Origin of the sequence: Sphingomonas sp. Leaf257 (assembly GCF_001422185.1) — a bacterium.
Classification (GTDB): Bacteria; Pseudomonadota; Alphaproteobacteria; order Sphingomonadales; family Sphingomonadaceae; genus Sphingomonas; species Sphingomonas yabuuchiae.
Genome location: NZ_LMMH01000036.1, coordinates 193,389 through 211,207 on the forward strand (window position 1 = coordinate 193,389; position 17,819 = coordinate 211,207).

Annotated in this window: 14 protein-coding genes and 3 tRNA genes; 7 read left to right on the forward strand and 10 right to left on the reverse strand. The window is 59.8% G+C overall.

What is annotated here, in order from left to right; genetic code table 11:
- Positions 1-128 precede the first annotated feature (128 nt).
- Positions 129-332: a hypothetical protein gene (locus tag ASF14_RS19795; protein WP_056439398.1), complete on the forward strand. Its 204-nt coding sequence runs from the start codon at positions 129-131 to the stop codon at positions 330-332.
- A 979-nt stretch (positions 333-1,311) separates the two neighbouring features.
- Positions 1,312-1,908 carry an SOS response-associated peptidase gene (locus tag ASF14_RS19800; RefSeq protein ID WP_056439401.1) on the forward strand — a complete coding sequence of 199 codons (597 nt, stop codon included), beginning with the start codon at positions 1,312-1,314 and terminating at the stop codon, positions 1,906-1,908.
- A 158-nt stretch (positions 1,909-2,066) separates the two neighbouring features.
- On the opposite strand, the gene ASF14_RS21750 is transcribed toward ASF14_RS19800, so the two are convergent.
- Positions 2,067-3,914 (reverse strand): hypothetical protein, encoded by a 1,848-nt coding sequence (locus tag ASF14_RS21750; RefSeq protein ID WP_156361333.1) that lies wholly within the window; start codon positions 3,912-3,914, stop codon positions 2,067-2,069.
- A 296-nt stretch (positions 3,915-4,210) separates the two neighbouring features.
- Entirely contained in the window at positions 4,211-4,429 is a 219-nt protein-coding gene (locus ASF14_RS21075) for a helix-turn-helix transcriptional regulator (protein WP_082442370.1), read from the reverse strand.
- A 192-nt stretch (positions 4,430-4,621) separates the two neighbouring features.
- Between ASF14_RS21075 and ASF14_RS19805 the strand changes: the two genes are divergently transcribed.
- A complete protein-coding gene (locus tag ASF14_RS19805; RefSeq protein ID WP_056439499.1) occupies positions 4,622-5,827 on the forward strand; it encodes a tyrosine-type recombinase/integrase in 1,206 nt (401 codons plus the stop codon).
- 29 nt (positions 5,828-5,856) lie between these two features.
- Here the strand turns inward: ASF14_RS19805 and ASF14_RS19810 are convergent.
- The 5 genes from ASF14_RS19810 to aroA all read right to left on the reverse strand — a co-directional run bounded on the left by ASF14_RS19810 (position 5,857) and on the right by aroA (position 10,481).
- A tRNA-Leu gene (locus ASF14_RS19810) sits at positions 5,857-5,940 on the reverse strand.
- 101 nt (positions 5,941-6,041) lie between these two features.
- Entirely contained in the window at positions 6,042-6,329 is a 288-nt protein-coding gene (locus tag ASF14_RS19815; protein ID WP_056439404.1) for an integration host factor subunit beta, read from the reverse strand.
- A gap of 147 nt (positions 6,330-6,476) precedes the next feature.
- Positions 6,477-8,186, reverse strand: coding sequence for a 30S ribosomal protein S1 (rpsA, locus tag ASF14_RS19820; protein WP_056439406.1), 1,710 nt, complete (start codon positions 8,184-8,186; stop codon positions 6,477-6,479).
- A gap of 334 nt (positions 8,187-8,520) precedes the next feature.
- Positions 8,521-9,153: a (d)CMP kinase gene (cmk, locus tag ASF14_RS19825; RefSeq protein WP_056439409.1), complete on the reverse strand. Its 633-nt coding sequence runs from the start codon at positions 9,151-9,153 to the stop codon at positions 8,521-8,523.
- Positions 9,150-10,481: a 3-phosphoshikimate 1-carboxyvinyltransferase gene (aroA, locus tag ASF14_RS19830; RefSeq protein ID WP_056439413.1), complete on the reverse strand. Its 1,332-nt coding sequence runs from the start codon at positions 10,479-10,481 to the stop codon at positions 9,150-9,152. Before aroA ends, cmk begins: the two co-directional genes overlap by 4 nt.
- Before the next feature lie 95 nt (positions 10,482-10,576).
- Between aroA and ASF14_RS19835 the strand changes: the two genes are divergently transcribed.
- The 3 genes from ASF14_RS19835 to ASF14_RS19845 all read left to right on the forward strand — a co-directional run bounded on the left by ASF14_RS19835 (position 10,577) and on the right by ASF14_RS19845 (position 11,215).
- A complete protein-coding gene (locus tag ASF14_RS19835; RefSeq protein WP_056439502.1) occupies positions 10,577-10,900 on the forward strand; it encodes a TIGR02300 family protein in 324 nt (107 codons plus the stop codon).
- An 87-nt stretch (positions 10,901-10,987) separates the two neighbouring features.
- Positions 10,988-11,063: transfer RNA gene (locus tag ASF14_RS19840), tRNA-Ala, on the forward strand.
- 76 nt (positions 11,064-11,139) lie between these two features.
- A tRNA-Ala gene (locus ASF14_RS19845) sits at positions 11,140-11,215 on the forward strand.
- A 346-nt stretch (positions 11,216-11,561) separates the two neighbouring features.
- Here ASF14_RS19845 and ASF14_RS19850 read toward each other — a convergent pair.
- The 3 genes from ASF14_RS19850 to ASF14_RS19855 all read right to left on the reverse strand — a co-directional run bounded on the left by ASF14_RS19850 (position 11,562) and on the right by ASF14_RS19855 (position 16,096).
- Positions 11,562-13,022 (reverse strand): globin-coupled sensor protein, encoded by a 1,461-nt coding sequence (locus ASF14_RS19850; protein WP_056439416.1) that lies wholly within the window; start codon positions 13,020-13,022, stop codon positions 11,562-11,564.
- A 263-nt stretch (positions 13,023-13,285) separates the two neighbouring features.
- Positions 13,286-14,026 (reverse strand): hypothetical protein, encoded by a 741-nt coding sequence (locus ASF14_RS21755; RefSeq protein ID WP_168371578.1) that lies wholly within the window; start codon positions 14,024-14,026, stop codon positions 13,286-13,288.
- 54 nt (positions 14,027-14,080) lie between these two features.
- Positions 14,081-16,096 carry a M3 family metallopeptidase gene (locus ASF14_RS19855; protein WP_056439419.1) on the reverse strand — a complete coding sequence of 672 codons (2,016 nt, stop codon included), beginning with the start codon at positions 16,094-16,096 and terminating at the stop codon, positions 14,081-14,083.
- Positions 16,097-16,662: 566 nt separating this feature from the next.
- On the opposite strand from ASF14_RS19855, the gene ASF14_RS19860 reads away from it, so the two are divergent.
- Positions 16,663-17,649, forward strand: coding sequence for a bile acid:sodium symporter family protein (locus ASF14_RS19860; protein WP_056439422.1), 987 nt, complete (start codon positions 16,663-16,665; stop codon positions 17,647-17,649).
- The last annotated feature ends 170 nt before the right edge of the window (positions 17,650-17,819 follow it).

Genomic DNA, 17,819 nt, shown 5'->3' on the forward strand with positions numbered 1-17,819 from the left:
AGCGTAAGGTTGCGACCACGTTGATTTCGAGCGCCCCCTTTATCGGCTGTTTGACGCTCGATCTCGCTACCCCGTTGCGAATCGTTCCCCATTTGTTCTATTCTGTTTGGAACAACGGAGCATTGGTCATGCAGCACGATACCCAGCTAAGGGCAGCCGCAGAGGCGATTTACAACGAAGTTTACCCTTCGGACGAATGGAGTCCGCTGCCGTTCGAGGATGCCGAGCGGTACGGCACGATCCACTATCGACAGGCGGTAGGGGCGGCACAGCGGGCAAGGGCGGTATTGTCCGATGCCGGGGTGCAGTTGCAGCTAACCGCCGTCCTGTAAGCTGGTGTGCTGAACGACGACGAATACGACCACCTAAACCGGAAACTTCGGAACCTAGAGCATTGCGCCCTTCATCGGCGGACGATTGAGGTTACGTGTTTGCGGTGTAACCGAGTCAAACGGTTCGATGCCGTTGCCCTGTGGTGGCTTTTTGAGAAGCGCCGCTGGGATGATGGTTAACGGATGCCGCCAAACGCTTTCGATGCTCTAGCTGCCCTAAAACGGCAAATAGAGGGGCAATACGCTGGCGGATAACCCGTGACCGTCCAGGCGATGACCAGCCGCCTTATCCTGATGAATCAACATGGAAGCGGTTGGTGTCGCGGTATCGGTCATAATGCTCCATTGGAAATCCAAACCACGTCCTAATCAGAGAAAACTAATATGGTGACTTTGGTGGAGGTGGAGGGGGTAGCGGAATGGAGGAGCACCTTGGTGGCCAACATGGCCCTGACGTGACTACAGTATCCGAATTCGATACCCTTATTTGAATGCTAATGACGTTCAAGTCGTGCTGATGGGATTGTGCGAACGATCTTTCTAACCTGATGTCATGGCTGATTTTCATCGCCAAACTAGACATTAAAGGATTGATCGGCGATGTGTGGGTTTGGCAACGGAATAGGCTTCCATCCTGCTTTACCCCCCTACATTCCAAATCAATCATCTGGTAAGAGCCGTTGATCTTCGGGATAAGCCTTAACGTATTCGCGCTCACGCTACGGTCTATGGGTGCGTCAATCCAAGGTTCGTCGTTGTCATTAATCCAAGCTCGATTGTACACGATGCTAGCTTGGGCACTTTGAGTAGCTGGGTTTGGATCGCTTTGCGCTAGGAGCAATAAGGCAAGGCTGGCTCCGATCACGTTGATTTCCAATCATGCAAGTTGGCCACCCAAAATCACGTTTTACCCAATTGAGGTGACCGGGCGTAGACTTTGAACATTGGCTGTCCCGGCACGCCATGGCAAGCTAACCCGATGTGCAACCTCTACAATCTTAAAGCCTCTGCCCGCGACATTGGAGCGGTCTTTGATGCCATAGATGCCTCTGGCGGGGCCTTAGAGAAGGATTACGTGTCGCCGGGTCGTCCTGGGCTGGTCGTGACGCAGTCGGCGGCGACAAGGCGGCTACGGACAATGCGTTGGGGGTTTCCGCCGCCGCCGGGGGTGCGCAATGCCGTAGTTAACGTCCGCAACTATCACAGCGCCTTTTGGCGGTCAGCATTGGCTAACCCCGAACGCCGTTGCCTTGTCCCCGTGACCAGCTTTCAGGAATGGAGCGTCGAGCCTGACCCGATAACGGGCAAGAAGAAGCCCCATTGGTTTAGCATACCGTCCCGCCCCATCTTTGCTTTTGCTGGCATATGGCGACCAGTGGGCGACGATGCTGCCTATGCCTTCCTAACCGCCAGCTATGATGGTGATCCCGCTACCCATGTTGTTGGGGCCGTCCACCCCAAGGCCATGCCCGTTATAGTCGATGATAATGACTATGAGCGCTGGCTAACCGCACCTGTTGAGGATGCCTTGGGGCTGGCTGTGCCGTTTCCATCGCAGCTTATGGCAGTCGACTAGCCCGAAGATTGCATGGCAGAGCGCACTTCTTGATGAAGATGCTAGTAGGAATACTGTTATAGTTATTATGGGGCTATGTCTAACTAGATTCTGGAATGCCTCTTACCCAAGCCTATCGATTGTTTATAACGTAGAATCTTAACCTCACACTTAGTTTTCTACGCATTGTTAACGCGGAAATTATTGTAATCCCACTTAATGCCACGCAATTTAAAGGCATTCATGACGCTGGGTTTATTCAGCATCCCCGAAAGCGATCTGGGGTTAATGCCCACGGCTCTACAGGCTTGCCCCTTTTTGATGAAGCTTGCTGATTTTAAATGATTGGCGACATATTCCAGCAGAAGTTTCGCTTCCTCCGAAAGGTTGTTGATCCGCTCTTTCCATTTGGTGATTTGCGCACCTGGAAACGTCTTGCGGAAAGCTTCTGCGGATATGACCGGCGAGGCAATGACATAGACCGTGCACTCGCCGCATACGCCACTTACCGCATTGCGTGCATTGGAACGCATAATCCCCTGCAATAGGTTATGCTGCGCTTCGCTGACCTTCAAATATGCTCGTTCCTCATCTTCCACCGATGAAGGATCGCCTCCCTTAGCTGCAATTGCCAAGGCATCATAATCTGCATTGCTATACAGATGCGAACCCAAGACGATGACGTTACGAATATGAGAATATTCGTTGGTTGCAGCATGAATGCCCCAATGAATGTAGTGAAGCTTACAGGTTCGCCCGATCGGTAGCGATTCTTTGACCTCATGAAAAACGTCTAGTCCGTTAGGCTTCGCCTTATCACCGATAATGAGCCACTCGTCATCCGGCTTAGTTTCTATCGCTTCCGCAATGGCCTTAAAAATGGGGCGGCTCGCATGAGGATCACGGATCGTATCCTTTCCGCAACTGGTCCACCAAACGCGCAAATCCATGTTGCGATAGCTAAATGCCGGTGAAGGTAGGCGAATGAGGTTGCCCTTCGCTTTCTCCATGAGTTCATAGGTGCCCCGAACGCTTCCAGAGGCATCGAAAATGATAGCCGGAGCGAAATCATCGGGAAGGGGTCTGCTAGCCCCTACGAGCGTCAGCCCGCCACCAAGCCCGCCATAGCTACCCAAGAGCAGCGAGCGGCCTCCACCGGTAGCTAGCGCCTCCAAAGTCCGAACATATCGCATTGCAAGTCCCGGCTGCCCTCGGCTTTGATTGGCTTGGTTAATGGCAAGCATGTGCTTGGCATACCTTCCCAAATCTAGCGGAAGCGTGACAAATTTACCAACCATGTCGTTCATAAGTCCGCTAGAAAATGCAGTAAGGGCTTCTGAAAAACTGCGATCTAACAGCACCACCTTATCCGCAAGCGAGTATAGAGAGGTAATCTCTAACCTTACCGGTTGAGCAAGTGCGAATGTCTCATCCCACAACCGCAATGAACGTGGTTTTCCTAGGTAATAAAAATCAGAAGCTGCGGTAAAAGTGCGATCCTTCAACCGGCTTCCAATCATTTGCTGGGTGGTTATCAAAACCGGAACGATATCAATTTTGTTAGACCCGGAACCAAGATCGTTTAGGATATCGTCCTTGGTTAAAACTGAAAAGTCAGATTCATCTAACTCTAAGCGCTTTACTAGTGATGCAATCTGATCCTTTGATTGAAGGCAAATCAGAATGCCTCCTTCCGGTTTAAACCCATTCGATTTCCATGCCTTGATAAAACCAGAAATGGATTCGGTCTTTCCTGAACCCGGAGGAAGAGAAGATAGGTAATATGATGGCTTAAGATCGCCATTAAGGCCTGAATGAAGAAGCTCTGCAATAATGTTCAATGATTCATATTGCTCTAAAGATAGCTTAATTCCATAACCATTAAGCTTACTGACGGTGTTACCAATAGCATCACCGGTTAGTCGATTGGTCTCATTGATGACAGAAGACATATTTAGCCTTGTGTTTTCATCATAGAGATAATGTACATCGATTCCCCAATATAAATTAGAGGGATTGCTGTACATTTCTCAGTTTTGCCTCCACGCGACGCCAATTGGCGTGCCATCGGGGCACGCATCAACCCCTTGACCCGGATTTGTTTAAGTAAATTTAGCCATGTTTAGGGGAATGAGATAAAACGATCTTAATTTCTCTTAGATCTAGTTAAGCTATCTCTAAATTTAAACTTACTAAAATTAGGTGGCTGTGCCGATTAGGGTTGTGGGAGACATTTTGGGTTGGTTGGAAAGGGTGTTGGCGTGGGATCGCGGTTAAAAACCGCGAACCTCACAAGTCCAAGAGCTAAGCCAATACTGGCTTGTCACAAGCCTGCCAGCTTCGGCTCTAAATCTTGACCGTCTATGAAGGCTTGAAGTTCTTTAAGCCAATAGAATCGCTTGCCACCCACACGGAATGAGTGCGGCGGCAGTCCTCTGCCGTTCCGGTTCGCAAGCGTTTTCACAGATAGGCCAAGAAATGCAGCGGCGTCGTGTCGGGTGAGCCGTCCGTCCGGTGTGATCTTCACTTTGACCATTTCCATTCTGAAAATCCAGTATTAGTCAATGTCGTGCGAGTCGATTCGCGAATCGACGGATAGCCGGTCAGTCTAGAGTCGCAAACCCTTAGTAATAATGATGCTTACGCAGATATTACAGGGATTACGAGTTTGTTGATCGAGCGGAATATTTGAAGAACGTCTATCGGCGATACTGATTGAATGGGGAGGTATTTTATGGCGCTCACGTTTTCAGTTTTGAATCGTGCTGCAATCCGAGTTTTACAGGCAGGTAATAAGCTGTCCGAGCATGGGGTGATTGTAGAGCGTCTTTCGAACGGCGATTTGCGTTGGAAGGTCAACGTCATGGTCGACGGACAGCGTATCCATCGTACCATCGGCCGCGAGAGCGAGGGCGTCACCCGTGAGCAAGCAGTGCGCGCTATTGAAGCGTTCCGCACGAAGGCGAGGGAAGGGCGGTTGGATTTGCCGACGGGTAGAAAAAGCCACGCTACTTTCGCCGAACTAGCGCCAGAGTACGTCAAACGGCTGGACGAAATCGGTGGCAAAAACATGAAGGCCAAGCGTCAGCATGTCGCCAAGCAATTGGTTCCGTTCTTCGGTTCGTATCGTGCCGACCGAATTACAGCGGCATTGGTACAAGATTATACGCGTAGCCGCTTGGCTACAGGGTTGAAGCAAGCAACCGTCAACCGGGAGCTAGCGACCCTCTCTCACCTCCTGCGGCGTATGGCTAAATGGGGGTGGATTAAGCCCGAGAACATCCCTGACATTGAAAAGGGGCAGGAGCCTAGAAAGCCGATTGTTATCCTTTCCGAGCAGGACGCCCAAGCCCTAATGAAGGCTGCTATTGCGGACCGGGATGATCGACTTTGGCTGTTTGTCGCATTCGGGCTGAACACCGCTATGCGACACAGCGAAATCCTGTCGGTGCGCTACGATCATATCGATTTTGAAGCCCGTCGTATTTTCATACCAAAGGCTAAAGCGGGTGAACGCGAGCAGCCTATTACCCCTGCCTTGGTTGCCATGATAAAGCGGCAGCAAGACACTGATGGTAAGGATGCGACTTGGCTATTCCCTAGTCATAGTGCGCGTGCCAAGCAGCCCCACAGGGCCAATATGGCAAAAGCATTCTTGCGGGCGGTGATCCGTGCTGGCCTGTCGCCCGAGAAGGTTACTCCACACGTTATGCGGCATACCGCCATAACCCGGCTTGTTAAGGCTGGCGTGGATATACCGACAATCCAACGGATCAGCGGGCACAAGACGTTAGCGATGGTGCTGCGCTACGTTCACATTCATGGAACGCATATCGACGCCGCCATGTCGGCTATCGACAATTCCTTTGAGGGCGCAATTACACCAGAATTACACCAGCTTCCGAGCAGCGTCTCCGCCTTGGAATCGCTGTCCGCCTAAAAAGGCAGCAATACCAAGGCGGTAGGCGATGGTGCGGACGGCGGGACTCGAACCCGCACTCCATAGGAAGCCGATTTTAAGTCGGCAGCGTCTACCGGTTTCGCCACGTCCGCGCACAGGCCAACGAAGATACCAGGATGCCGCGAAGGTCAAGGGCGCAGCTGTCGTAAAGTCGGAATAGCCGCGCCCCCGTCACCTCAAGACCGGAATGCGATCACTCCGCGTCGACGTTCAGACGCGCGCGCATTTCCTTGCCGGGTTTGAAATAAGGAACGCGCTTGGCGCAGACATCGACGGTTTCGCCGGTACGGGGATTGCGGCCGGTACGAGCACCGCGCGCACGGGTCGAAAAGGCGCCAAAGCCGCGCAGTTCGACGCGACCGTCATCCGACAGCCGCTTGGTAATCTCATCAAAGAAAATCGTGACGATCAGTTCAACTTCACGCGGGTTCAGTCCCGGATTACGCTGACCGATTTTTTGCACCAGTTCCGAACGGATCATCGTCTAGTCCCAAGCTTAAGACGGATCGTTCTTAACCTGTGTTTCTCGCTGCTGAAAGTAGTTTTATTATACGATTAAAAGGCACGCGAGTGTCTTTTGGCCGAAGCCGGGACATGTTTCCGAAAAAACATGCCCCGGTCCAGTGACTTACTTCTGGGTGCGCGCCTTCAGCGCTTCGCCCAGAATGTCGCCCAGCGATGCGCCCGAGTCGGACGAACCATACTGAGCCACCGCCTGCTTCTCTTCGGCGATCTGCATCGCCTTGACCGAGAAGGTCGGCTTCTTCGAACGATCGAAGCCGGTGACCATCGCGTCGAACTTCTGGCCGACCTGGAAGCGCTCGGGGCGCTGCTCGTCACGGTCGCGACCCAGATCGGTGCGCTTGATGAAGCCGGTCGCACCATCGTCGCCCGCCTGGACTTCGAGGCCCGCGTCGCGGACTTCGAGGACGGTCACGGTGACGACCTGGTTCTTGTTCAGGCGATCGCCAGCCGCAGCCACGCCGCCGGCGACGGGGCCGCCGCGCTCGAGCTGCTTCATGCCGAGCGAGATACGCTCCTTCTCGGGGTCGATGTCCAGAACCACGGCCTGAACGACTTCGCCCTTGCGGTGCAGGTTGAGGGCATCCTCACCCGACACGCCCCAGGCGATGTCCGACATGTGGACCATGCCGTCGACATCGTTGTCCAGGCCGATGAACAGGCCGAACTCGGTCGCGTTCTTGACTTCGCCCTCGACGGTCGAGCCGATCGGATGGGCAGCGGCGAAGGCTTCCCACGGATTGGCCTGAGCCTGCTTGAGGCCGAGCGAGATGCGACGCTTTTCCTGATCGACCTCGAGGACGACCACATCGACTTCCTGCGAGGTCGACACGATCTTGCCCGGATGGACGTTCTTCTTGGTCCAGGACATTTCCGACACGTGGACCAGGCCTTCGATGCCCGGCTCCAGCTCGACGAACGCACCATACTCGGTGATGTTCGTGACGCGGCCCGACAGCTTCGCGCCGACCGGGTACTTGGCGCCGGCGCCATCCCACGGATCGCTCTCGAGCTGCTTCATGCCGAGCGAGATGCGCTGCGTGTCCTTGTTGATGCGGATGATCTGCACCTTCACGGTGTCGCCGATCGCGATCATCTCCGACGGATGATTGACGCGCTTGTACGACAGGTCGGTGACGTGCAGCAGGCCGTCGATGCCACCCAAGTCGACGAACGCACCGTAATCGGTGATGTTCTTGACGACGCCGTCGATGATCTGACCCTCGGCCAGGCTCTGGATCAGGCCCGAACGCTGCTCGGCGCGGGTTTCTTCCAGGACCGCGCGACGCGAGACGACGATGTTGCCGCGCTTGCGGTCCATCTTCAGGATCTGGAACGGCTGCGGGATGTCCATCAGCGGGGTGACGTCGCGGACGGGGCGGATGTCGACCTGCGAGCCGGGCAGGAACGCCACGGCGCCGTTCAGGTCGACGGTGAAGCCACCCTTCACGCGGCCGAAGATCACGCCTTCGACGCGGGCCGACTTCGAGAATTCGAGCTCCAGCTTGTCCCAGGCGGCCTCGCGGCGCGCGCGGTCGCGGCTGAGCATCGCTTCGCCGTGCATGTTCTCGACGCGGTCGACATAGACCTCGACTTCGTCACCGACCTTCAGGTCGGCCTTCTGGCCGGGGGCAGCGAATTCGCGGAGGGGCACACGGCCTTCCGACTTCAGACCGACGTCGATGACGGCCATGTCGTTTTCGATCGCGGTGACGGTGCCATGCACGACGCGACCCTCGAAGCTGTCGGCACCGCCGAACATGTCATCGAGCATCGCCGCGAAATCGTCGCGCGTGGGCTGGGGGTTGGTTGCCATAAAAGGGTTAGGTTCCTGAGAGTTTTTCGCCTCCGGTCGGGGATTCGGCCCCGGCCTTCGACGATGGCCGCGCCGACCCCATGTCGACGCCACCAGGCCCGAAGATGATGCTGAAACACGGAAAAGCGGCGGTCCGCGACAAATGCGGAAAGGACGCTGGGGCAAGGCCCGCGTCAGCCTCTCCGCGGAACAGGGTCCGCGAGCGGGGGCGCCTTAGCGGAAAACGGGGTTTTGCGCAAGGTGGAGGGGGCGTGCCGCTAGGGGCGTCCAATGGGGCAGGCCCCCTCCGTCAGTGCTGGCGCGCTGCCACCTCCCCAAATTGGGGAGGATTGGGTCAGCGCGCCTTGGCCGCCACCTGGGCGTCGACGAACTGGATCGCGCGGGCGACCGCCGCTTCGATCGTCAGGCTGGAGGTGTCTAGCGCCGCCGCATCGGCCGCCTGGGTGAGGGGGGCGGTCGCTCGGCCGCTGTCGCGTTCGTCGCGGGCGCGGATATCGGCCAGTACCTGCTCGAACGACGCGTCCGAGCCGTTCGCCGCCAATTCATTATGCCGCCGCCGTGCCCGGACCTGGGAACTGGCCTTCACGAACAGCTTGGCGTCCGCATCGGGCGCGATGACCGTGCCGATGTCGCGCCCGTCGAGAATCGCGCCGCCCGGCTGGTTGGCGAAGCGCTTCTGCCGCTGGAGCAGCGCCGCGCGGACCAGGGGATGCACCGACACGACCGAGGCGAGCTTGCCCGTCTCGTCATCACGCAGGGCGGGATCGGCGAGCAGGCTGTCGTCGAAGCTGCACGCCGCGACGGCATCGGCCTCACGGGTCGGGTCGAGGTGCATCGCGTGCACCGTCGCCGCCACCGCGCGGTAGAGCAGGCCGGTGTCGAGATGCGGCAGTCCGTAATGCCTGGCCAATGCGCGGGCGATGGTGCCCTTGCCGCTGGCGGCGGGGCCGTCGACGGCGATGATCATGCCATCGCTCCCAGCTTTTCCAGCGTGTCGAAGAACACGGGGTAGCTGGTCGCGACCGGTGCCGCATCATCCAGCGTGATGGGATCGCGGGCGTTCAAGGCCGCGATGGTCATGCTCATCGCGATCCGGTGGTCGAGCAAGGTCTCCACGGTCGCGCCGCCGGGGATCGGATCGCCGCCGGTGCCGGTGACGGCCATGCCGTCCTCGAACTCCTCGCAGGTCACGCCGCATGCCCCGAGCGCGTTCGCCATGGCGGAGATGCGGTCCGATTCCTTGACGCGCAGTTCCTCCGCGCCGCGCGCGATGGTCGTGCCGGTCGCGAAGGCGGCCGCGACGAACAGCACCGGATATTCATCGATCATGCTCGGCGTCAGCTCGGGCGGAACCTCGATCGCCGACAGGGCTGCGTGACGGACGCGCAGATCCGCCACCGGCTCGCCGCCGACGATGCGCGCGTCCAGCTCGGTGATGTCGGCGCCCATCATCTTCAGCGCTTCGATGATGCCGGTGCGGGTCGGGTTCATGCCGACATTGGTGATCGTCACGTCCGCACCCGGCACGATCGATCCCGCGACCAGCCAGAAGGCGGCCGAGGACGGGTCGCCCGGCACGACGATATTCTGCGGCTTCAACTCCGCCTGCCCCCGAATCGTGATGACCCGGCCCTCGGGCGAAGGGGTGACGGTCAGCTCGGCACCGAAGCCCGCCAGCATCCGCTCGCTATGGTCGCGGGTCGCGATCGGCTCGATCACGGTCGTCTCGCCCGGCGTGTTCAGACCCGCCAGCAGGATCGCCGACTTCACCTGCGCCGAGGCGACGGGCAGGGTGTAGCGGATCGGCACGGCCGGGTTGATGCCCCGGACCATCAGGGGCAGGCGGCCGCCCGGCGTATCCTGAAACTGCGCGCCCATCTGCGACAGCGGCTCGATGACGCGGCCCATCGGGCGCTTGGACAGCGAGGCGTCACCGATGAAGGTCGCGGTGATCGGATGGCTGGCCACCAGACCCATCAAAAGCCTTGTCGAGGTGCCCGAATTGCCCATGTCGAGCGCGGTCTCGGGTTGGAGCAGCCCGCCGACGCCGACGCCGTGGGTCACCCACACCCCGTCGTCCTGCCGGACGATGTCCGCACCCATCGCACGCATCGCGGCGGCGGTGGCGAGCACGTCCTCGCCCTCCAGCAGGCCCTCGACGCGGCTTTCACCGACCGCGAGCGCGGAGAGCATCAGCGAGCGGTGGCTAATCGATTTGTCGCCCGGAACGGCGATGGTGCCGCGAAGGGCGGCGGCGGCTCGCACGGTGCGAGGCTGGGGAAGGGGATGCGCCATGATGGCGCGGGCTTTTGACAGGGGCCTTGCGCTGTGGCAAGGCGCGCCCACTTTTCGCTCCGGCGGAAAACCCAATTCCGAAAGGTATGAACGGCATGATCAAGCCGGAATGGGGCACGAAGCGTACGTGCCCGAAATGCGCGACGCGTTTCTACGACCTCGAAAAGGACGACCCCGTCACCTGCATCAATTGCGGGACGCAGTGGGAGCCCGAGCCCATCCTGAAGTCGAAGCAGCCCCTGCCGTTCGAGCAGGTCAAGCCCGAGAACAAGGAAGCCGACAGCGATCTGGCGGGCGGCGACGACGAGGATCTGGACATCACCGGTGAGGACGAAGAGCCCTCGCCCGACGATGAAGTCGATCTGGGCGGCGACGACGATCTGGGCGTGGAAACGTCCAGCGAAGACGACGAACACTGAGTTGTCCGAACCGGCTCGGCGGGTGCTTGAAAAAAGTGCTTGCCGAGCCACGGCGGCCCCGCTAGTGGGCTGCCTCCACAGCGGAACGGGGCCGTAGCTCAGCTGGGAGAGCGCTGCAATGGCATTGCAGAGGTCAGGGGTTCGATCCCCCTCGGCTCCACCATTCCGCCGGAACAGCCGCATGGTGCCATGCGCTGCCAGGCCAGCCCGCATCCCGCCGGGCGCGCGCCGAAATCGATGGGGCCGTAGCTCAGCTGGGAGAGCGCTGCAATGGCATTGCAGAGGTCAGGGGTTCGATCCCCCTCGGCTCCACCATTTCCTCGACATCGCTGATTTTTGACCGCCCCTGATTCTCAGTGGGTGGTTTTCGGCGTCTTGGGCTGGTCAGGCGCTTTTCATTCCTCTCCTGCAAGGGGAGGGGGTGTGGGGATTTTGCCTTGCCCCCGGCAAGCCGAGATTGTGCCGGGGGCACAATTTCGTCCCCACACCGCGAAGCGGTGGTGAGGGGTGTCCCCACCGGCGGTGACACCCCTCCGTCAGTCCTGCGGACTGCCACCTCCCTTTGCGGGGGAGCAATTGGCGTCCAGTGAAACACCTGACACCCCGACAAAAAAGGCCCCGACTTGCGTCGGAGCCCAGGGTGTCCTCGGGGGGATGAGGATCAGACGGCGGCGAGGCGTCGCTGCATCTGGTGGACCGGGTTGCGTGGGTCGCCCGTGATGTCGGCCAGACGGAAGCGGGCGACTTCGCGGGCCAGCGTCTCGGCTTCCTGAGCCAGAGTGCGGGCGGCGTCGGTGGCCTGTTCGACCATGGCGGCATTGCGCTGGGTCACGCCGTCCATCTCGGCGACGGCGGTGTTGACCTGTTGCAGGCCGATCGACTGCTGGGTGGCCGAGGCGGCGATCTGCGACACCAGGTCGCTGATCTCGCCGATCCGGCCGATTATCCGTTGCAGCGCCTCACCCGCCTCGTTGACCAGTTCGACGCCCGCGCCGACCTGGTCGGAGGAGGCGAGGATGCGTGTCTTCACATCCTTGGCCGCTTCGGCCGAGCGCTGCGCCAGGGCGCGCACTTCGCTGGCGACGACCGCGAAGCCCTTGCCCGCTTCACCCGCCCGGGCGGCCTCGACGCCCGCATTCAGCGCGAGCAGGTTGGTCTGGAACGAGATGCCGTCGATGACGCTGATGATCTCGCTGATCTCGGATGAGGAACGCTCGATGCCGCCCATCGCCTCGACCGCGCGGCGGACGATCTGGCCCGATTCCTCGGCCTCGGTCCGGGCCTCGCCGACGATCCGGTTGGCGCGCGAGGCGCCGTCGGCGGTCTGGCGGACGGTCGAGGTGATCTGCTGCATGGCGGCGGCGGTTTCCTCCAGCGAGGCGGCCTGCTGCTTGGTGCGGTCGGACAGGTCGTCCGACGCCTGGCGAATGTCGCCCGAGCCGACGCGGATATGCTCGCCCGACTGGGTGACGACGCCCAGCGTCGCGCACATCTGGGCGCGCATCGCTTCGAAACTGTCGGCCAGCGCCTGATATTCGGACGGCAGCCCGTCGAGCGAGGCGGTCAGGTCGCCCTTGGCCATCCGGTCGAACACCGCGCCGCAGCGTTCGATCACCGCACGACGACCCGCCTGCTCGGCCTCGAAATAGGAGGCCAGCGCGATGTCCATGTCGATCAGCGAGGCCTTGACCAGCGCGGTCGCCGCCCGTGCCCGGCGCCGTGCGCCGAACGGCCAGAACAGTCGCCCCAGAATCAGCTTGGGCAGGACATATTCCAGCATCCGGGCATAGCCGCTGATATACCAGGTCGGCGCCAGCCCGATCCGCGCATGGACCTGTCCGATATGGGTCGAAGCGGCGGCATAATCGCGATCGAGCGGGCGGGAGAACAGCTTGCGCCAATGCTCCATCTGCTTGTCGCGGGCATGGTCCATCCGCGCCTGCGATGCGAACAGCCCCCGGATCTGCGAGGTATCGGCGATGTGCCGGTAAAGCGCGGTCAGGGCGGCGGGTGCATGCCGTTCGATTGCGCGCTTGATTGTCGGGAAGGTCGCGTAGCTCCCGGCGCCATAGTCGAACGCCGCCAGTCGCTGTTCAAAATCAATATGGTCCGATCCGCTCACGACACTTCCTCCCTGCCGTCCCAGCTTGGGCGAGGATGGTTAAGAAGCTGTGGAGAGACGAATTTTTCTGTTTAATTCAGATTACATTACGGCGCGACACCGGTGCCGCAGGTCACGGCCCCAGTGTCGTCTTCAGGCCGCCAGCCCGTGATGGCGCGGCGGTGCATATAGCGAATTGCCACAGCATCTCTCTGGGTCAACGGTCGTTTATCGTCTGACTGCTATTTGCAGTCTCTACATTGAAGAATATTAGGAAGCGAATTCTAACGCGATCTACGAGGCGTTCCGCTCGGAAAGCGGGTGTCAACTCGCTCTCCATTCTCAGATAAGCTAACTTGAAATCCCGAAAATTCTTTGAAATCAAATGGATATTTTTCTATTATTTGCTTTAATTTTTGGTTGTCGCTCTCCGCTTGCAGCGCTGATATTAGCAGAGATTTTCGTTCATCTGAATACGACAAAGCTTTTGGAAATAAGAAACTGCATAGTCTGTTGATGTCGTTTACGTCTTCTGATCTGTAATTTGCTCTTCCGTGCGCAATATTTACGTCGGAGACATAATATTCATTGTAGCTTACAAATAATTCTTCCATTATAAATGGCCACTCTTCCTTTTCAGGGCCGTAGCCAAAGTGGCCTATCCCAAAATTACGAAGTCGAATAATTCTAGCGTGCTTTGATTTCAAGTCTTCTGTGAGCCATTTATCAACCGGAAATCTGTTGCGGGCTTCAGAAGAGGCATGTGTGGCTCTAGCATAAATGACCACTGCATATGCAGCTGCGGCGCCTGCAGTAAGGGACCTATCTGTCGTGTCTATGCCTTTGGTTGGTAAATCTCGGTCTACTGTCGCTACATAATTTATGAGTCTATTTATATGTTGAAAATCTAAAATTGCGGACTGCGTACTATAATATTGTTCGATGAGCTTTGAGATGCGAATGCCCCAAGGGTGCAGTGCAATTTCTTTAGACGCAGCGGTCAAGCTATAACGACTTTCTTGCATTGCGAAGCGCCTTGTTGACTTTGATTGGGAAGGTGAAAGATGCTTTGTTTGCTATCAGGCCGCCAGCCCGTGATGACGCAGCAACGCATCCGGCTCCGGCGCGCGGCCCCGGAAAGCGCGGAAATTGTCGGCCGCCGGGCGGCTCGCGCCGCGCGCCAGCACCTCGCGACGGAATCGATCGCCTGCCGCCTGGCCTTCCTCGGCAAAGGCGGCAAAGGCATCGGCCGACAGCAGCTCGGCCCAGAGATAGCTATAATAGCCCGCCGCATAACCGCCCGCGAAGATATGGCTGAAGCTGTGCGGGAAGCGATTCCATGCGGGCGGACGAATCACCGACACTTCGTCGCGAACGCCGTTCAGCACCTCCATGACGCGGCCGCCCAGCGCCGGATCGTAATCGCGGTGCAGCCGCAGGTCGAAGGTCGCGAACTCGACCTGACGGAGCAGGAACAGCCCCGCCTGGAAACGCCGCGCCGCCAGCATCTTGGCGAACAGCTCGTCGGGCAGCGGTTCGCCCGTCTCGACATGCGCCGACAGCGCGGTCAGCGTGTCGCGGTCCCACGCGAAATTCTCCATGAACTGACTGGGCAGTTCGACCGCATCCCACTCGACACCCGAAATGCCGCCGATCGAGGGCAGGTCGACCTCGGTCAGCAGATGGTGCAGCACATGGCCGAACTCATGGAGCAGCGTGACGACATCGCCATGCGCCAGCAAGGCAGGGGTATCGCCGGTCGCGGGCGGGAAGTTGCAGGTCAGATAGGCGATGGGCCGGTGGAAACGGTCGGCATCGCGGAAGCGCGGACGGCACACGTCCATCCAGGCCCCACCGCGCTTGCCCGCCCGCGCATGGAAGTCGCAATAGACGCCCGCGACGATCTCGCCGCTCTGGTCCCGCACATCATAATAGCGGACATCGGCATTCCATACCGACACGTCCCGCCGCTCGACCAGGCGGATGCCGTATAGCCGTTCGATCAGCGCGACGGTGCCCTCCATGACGCGGGGCAGGGGGAAATAGGCGCGGATCGCCTCGCGATCGACGCCGAAGCGTTCGCGGCGCATATGCTCGGCGACATATCCCGTATCCCAGGGCTCCAGCTTGGCGATCCCGAACTTCTCGGCGGCATAGGCGCTCGCCTCAACCAGTTCGCGCTCCGCCAGTGGTCGGGCACGGGCCGCGAGATCGGCCAGGAAGGCCAGCGCCTCGTCCGCCGACTGCGCCATCTTGGTCTCGACCGAGCGGGCGGCGGCGTTGTCGAAGCCGAGCAATCGGGCTGCTTCGTGGCGCAGTTCCAGGATCCGGTCGATGCGGGCGCTATTGTCATGAGTAGGATCGGCCGCCTGGTCCGAGGCGCGGGTGGCATAGGCCTTGGCGACCCGCGCGCGCAGGTCACGATTGTCCGCCTGGGTCAGGATCGCCTGCACGCTGGGTTCGCGCAGCGTGACCAGCCAGCCGTCCAGTTGCTTCTCTGCGGCATAAGAGGCCAGGATCGCCTTGGCATTGTCGGTCAGGCCGGACAGCAGGGTCTCGTCGGTGACATGCTCGCTCCAGGCTTCGGTCGAATCGAGCACGGCATTGCCGAATTCGGTGCTCAGCCGGTTCAGTTCGACGCCGATCTCGCGGAACCGGGCCTTGGCCGCGTCGTCCAGGCCGACGCCCGACAGGGTAAAATCCCGCCGCGCCAACACGACCGCACGCGACTCGGCCTCAGTCAGCGGCGCCAGGTCAACCCGATTGAAGGCGGCGAACAGGCGCGGGTCTTGGCCCGCCTCCATGCCATATTCGGCCAGCATCGCCTGCGCCTCGGCATAGGCGGCGCGCAGCTCGGGGGTGTCGGCGACCGAATGGAGATGCCCGGCAGGCGACCAGCCCCGCGCGATCGCGAAGCCCGCCCGCTCGCTCGCCAGCACGACATCGCCAAAGTCGCTGGCGTTCGATCCGCCGATCCGGTCGGCGGCGGCGCGTGCGTCGCCGATCATCTGCTCGACCGCAGGCATCAGATGCTCGGGGCGGATCGCGGCGAAGTCGGGCAGGTCGGTATCGGCGAGCAGGGGATTGGTGGTCATTCGGCATCCTTGCGCTTTATCGTAGGGATCATCTCGGCAGCCGCACCGCGTTCGGCAAGACCCTTGCGGTCCATCGGACCGATCCGTGCGGTCGCTATGATGGGCATAGGAGGGGAGCCGGGCAATCCAAGTCACTGTTACCGCTCTCAATTGCATTTCCTGCAACTATCATTGCCGAGGTTGCAATTGCGAACATGGGTGCTGCGGTGCACAAGGATCGGGCCTTTCAGGCATCCTCTCCTAAAAACTTTCCGGCCGGTCGCAAGACCGGCCTTTTTTTTGGCCGCGATTTCCCCTACGGAACGCTCGTATCGTCGGCCAACACACGAACAGAATCATAAATCGGGAGCGGAAGCCGCCGGAAAGACCGGCACCGGCTGGACGATCGGAGTGGGGGTTGAGCGATTCGGGTAGGCTCCCCCCATTTTCCCTTCCCTCCTGAATCCATAAAGGCCCCTGAATCCGCAAAGGGTAGCGTCGCTGTCCTGATCGGCCTATCTGGCGGCTTTAACGGCGTTTCGGTGAAGCCTGACGGGGTGAGGAGCGCGTCCAGCCGGGGAGCGCCCATGATCCAGCGCCTGTTTTCCGTCTTCGAGCCCTTCATCCTCAGCCTGCTGGCAACGGTCGCCATCGCCACCATCCTGCCTGCGCGGGGGGCATTCGCGACATTTGCCGGCTATCTGGCCGATGCGGGTATCGTGCTGCTCTTCTTCCTGCACGGCGCGAAGCTGTCGCGCGACGCCATCTGGACGGGTCTGCGCAATTGGCCGCTCCATCTGGCGGTGCTGGCATCGACCTTCCTTCTGTTCCCGCTGCTGGGCCTCGGCATGATCCGGTTGCCGGGTATCGATCCCTCGCTGGCCATGGGTCTATTGTTCTTGACCCTGCTGCCCTCGACGGTGCAGTCCTCCATCGCCTTCACTGCAATCGCCCGCGGCAATGTCGCGGCGGCGATTTGCAGCGCGTCCTTCTCCAACCTGCTCGGCATCCTCGTAACCCCGGCCCTGGTCGCCCTCCTGATGAAGGTCGAGGGCGGGGCAGGGGTGTCGCTTGCTTCGATAGAAGGGATCCTGCTGCAACTGCTTGCGCCATTCGTGGCGGGGCATCTGCTGCGACCATGGATCGGCGGCTTTGTCAGTCGGCATAAAAGCCTGCTGACCCTGGTCGATCGCGGCTCGATCCTGCTGGTCGTCTATACGGCATTTGGCACGGCGGTGGTCGAAGGGCTGTGGACGCGCGTGTCGCCGGGCGATCTGGGGCGGCTGTTCCTGCTCTGCCTGTTGCTGCTCGGGCTGATCCTCGCGGCGACCTATCTGATCGCGCGGGTCATGCGCCTGTCGCCGGAGGACGCGATCGTCCTGCAATTCTGCGGCTCGAAGAAGAGCCTGGCATCGGGCGTTCCGATGGCAGGCGTCCTGTTCCCAGCGGCGCAGGTCGGCGTGATCCTGTTGCCGGTGATGCTGTTCCACCAGATCCAGCTCATCGCCTGCGCCATGCTGGCCCGGCACTATGGCGAACAGGCAGAGGCGCGCGGCGAGGGGGAAGAGGGGTAACGACCGGATGTTACGTTGCGGCGCAAGAAAAACGACATTGATGTGAAAAATGTTGTTGACCGTCAGGAGTGACCGGCCTAGAGGGGTTTCACCGCAGCGGTGGTCGCAACGACTGACCGGTGCAGCTACGACAGATCGGCGCACTTGAGGCCCTGGGAACGGGGTTGAGT

Coding starts and splice junctions, on each gene's coding strand:
- ASF14_RS19805 (WP_056439499.1), top strand. CDS start 4,622: ATGGCGCTCACGTTTTCAGTTTTGAATCGTGCTGCAATCCGAGTTTTA.
- rpsA (WP_056439406.1), bottom strand. CDS start 8,186: ATGGCAACCAACCCCCAGCCCACGCGCGACGATTTCGCGGCGATGCTC.
- ASF14_RS21075 (WP_082442370.1), bottom strand. CDS start 4,429: ATGGAAATGGTCAAAGTGAAGATCACACCGGACGGACGGCTCACCCGA.
- ASF14_RS19860 (WP_056439422.1), top strand. CDS start 16,663: ATGATCCAGCGCCTGTTTTCCGTCTTCGAGCCCTTCATCCTCAGCCTG.
- ASF14_RS19835 (WP_056439502.1), top strand. CDS start 10,577: ATGATCAAGCCGGAATGGGGCACGAAGCGTACGTGCCCGAAATGCGCG.
- ASF14_RS19800 (WP_056439401.1), top strand. CDS start 1,312: ATGTGCAACCTCTACAATCTTAAAGCCTCTGCCCGCGACATTGGAGCG.
- aroA (WP_056439413.1), bottom strand. CDS start 10,481: ATGGCGCATCCCCTTCCCCAGCCTCGCACCGTGCGAGCCGCCGCCGCC.
- ASF14_RS19855 (WP_056439419.1), bottom strand. CDS start 16,096: ATGACCACCAATCCCCTGCTCGCCGATACCGACCTGCCCGACTTCGCC.
- ASF14_RS19795 (WP_056439398.1), top strand. CDS start 129: ATGCAGCACGATACCCAGCTAAGGGCAGCCGCAGAGGCGATTTACAAC.
- cmk (WP_056439409.1), bottom strand. CDS start 9,153: ATGATCATCGCCGTCGACGGCCCCGCCGCCAGCGGCAAGGGCACCATC.
- ASF14_RS21750 (WP_156361333.1), bottom strand. CDS start 3,914: ATGTACAGCAATCCCTCTAATTTATATTGGGGAATCGATGTACATTAT.
- ASF14_RS19815 (WP_056439404.1), bottom strand. CDS start 6,329: ATGATCCGTTCGGAACTGGTGCAAAAAATCGGTCAGCGTAATCCGGGA.
- ASF14_RS21755 (WP_168371578.1), bottom strand. CDS start 14,026: ATGCAAGAAAGTCGTTATAGCTTGACCGCTGCGTCTAAAGAAATTGCA.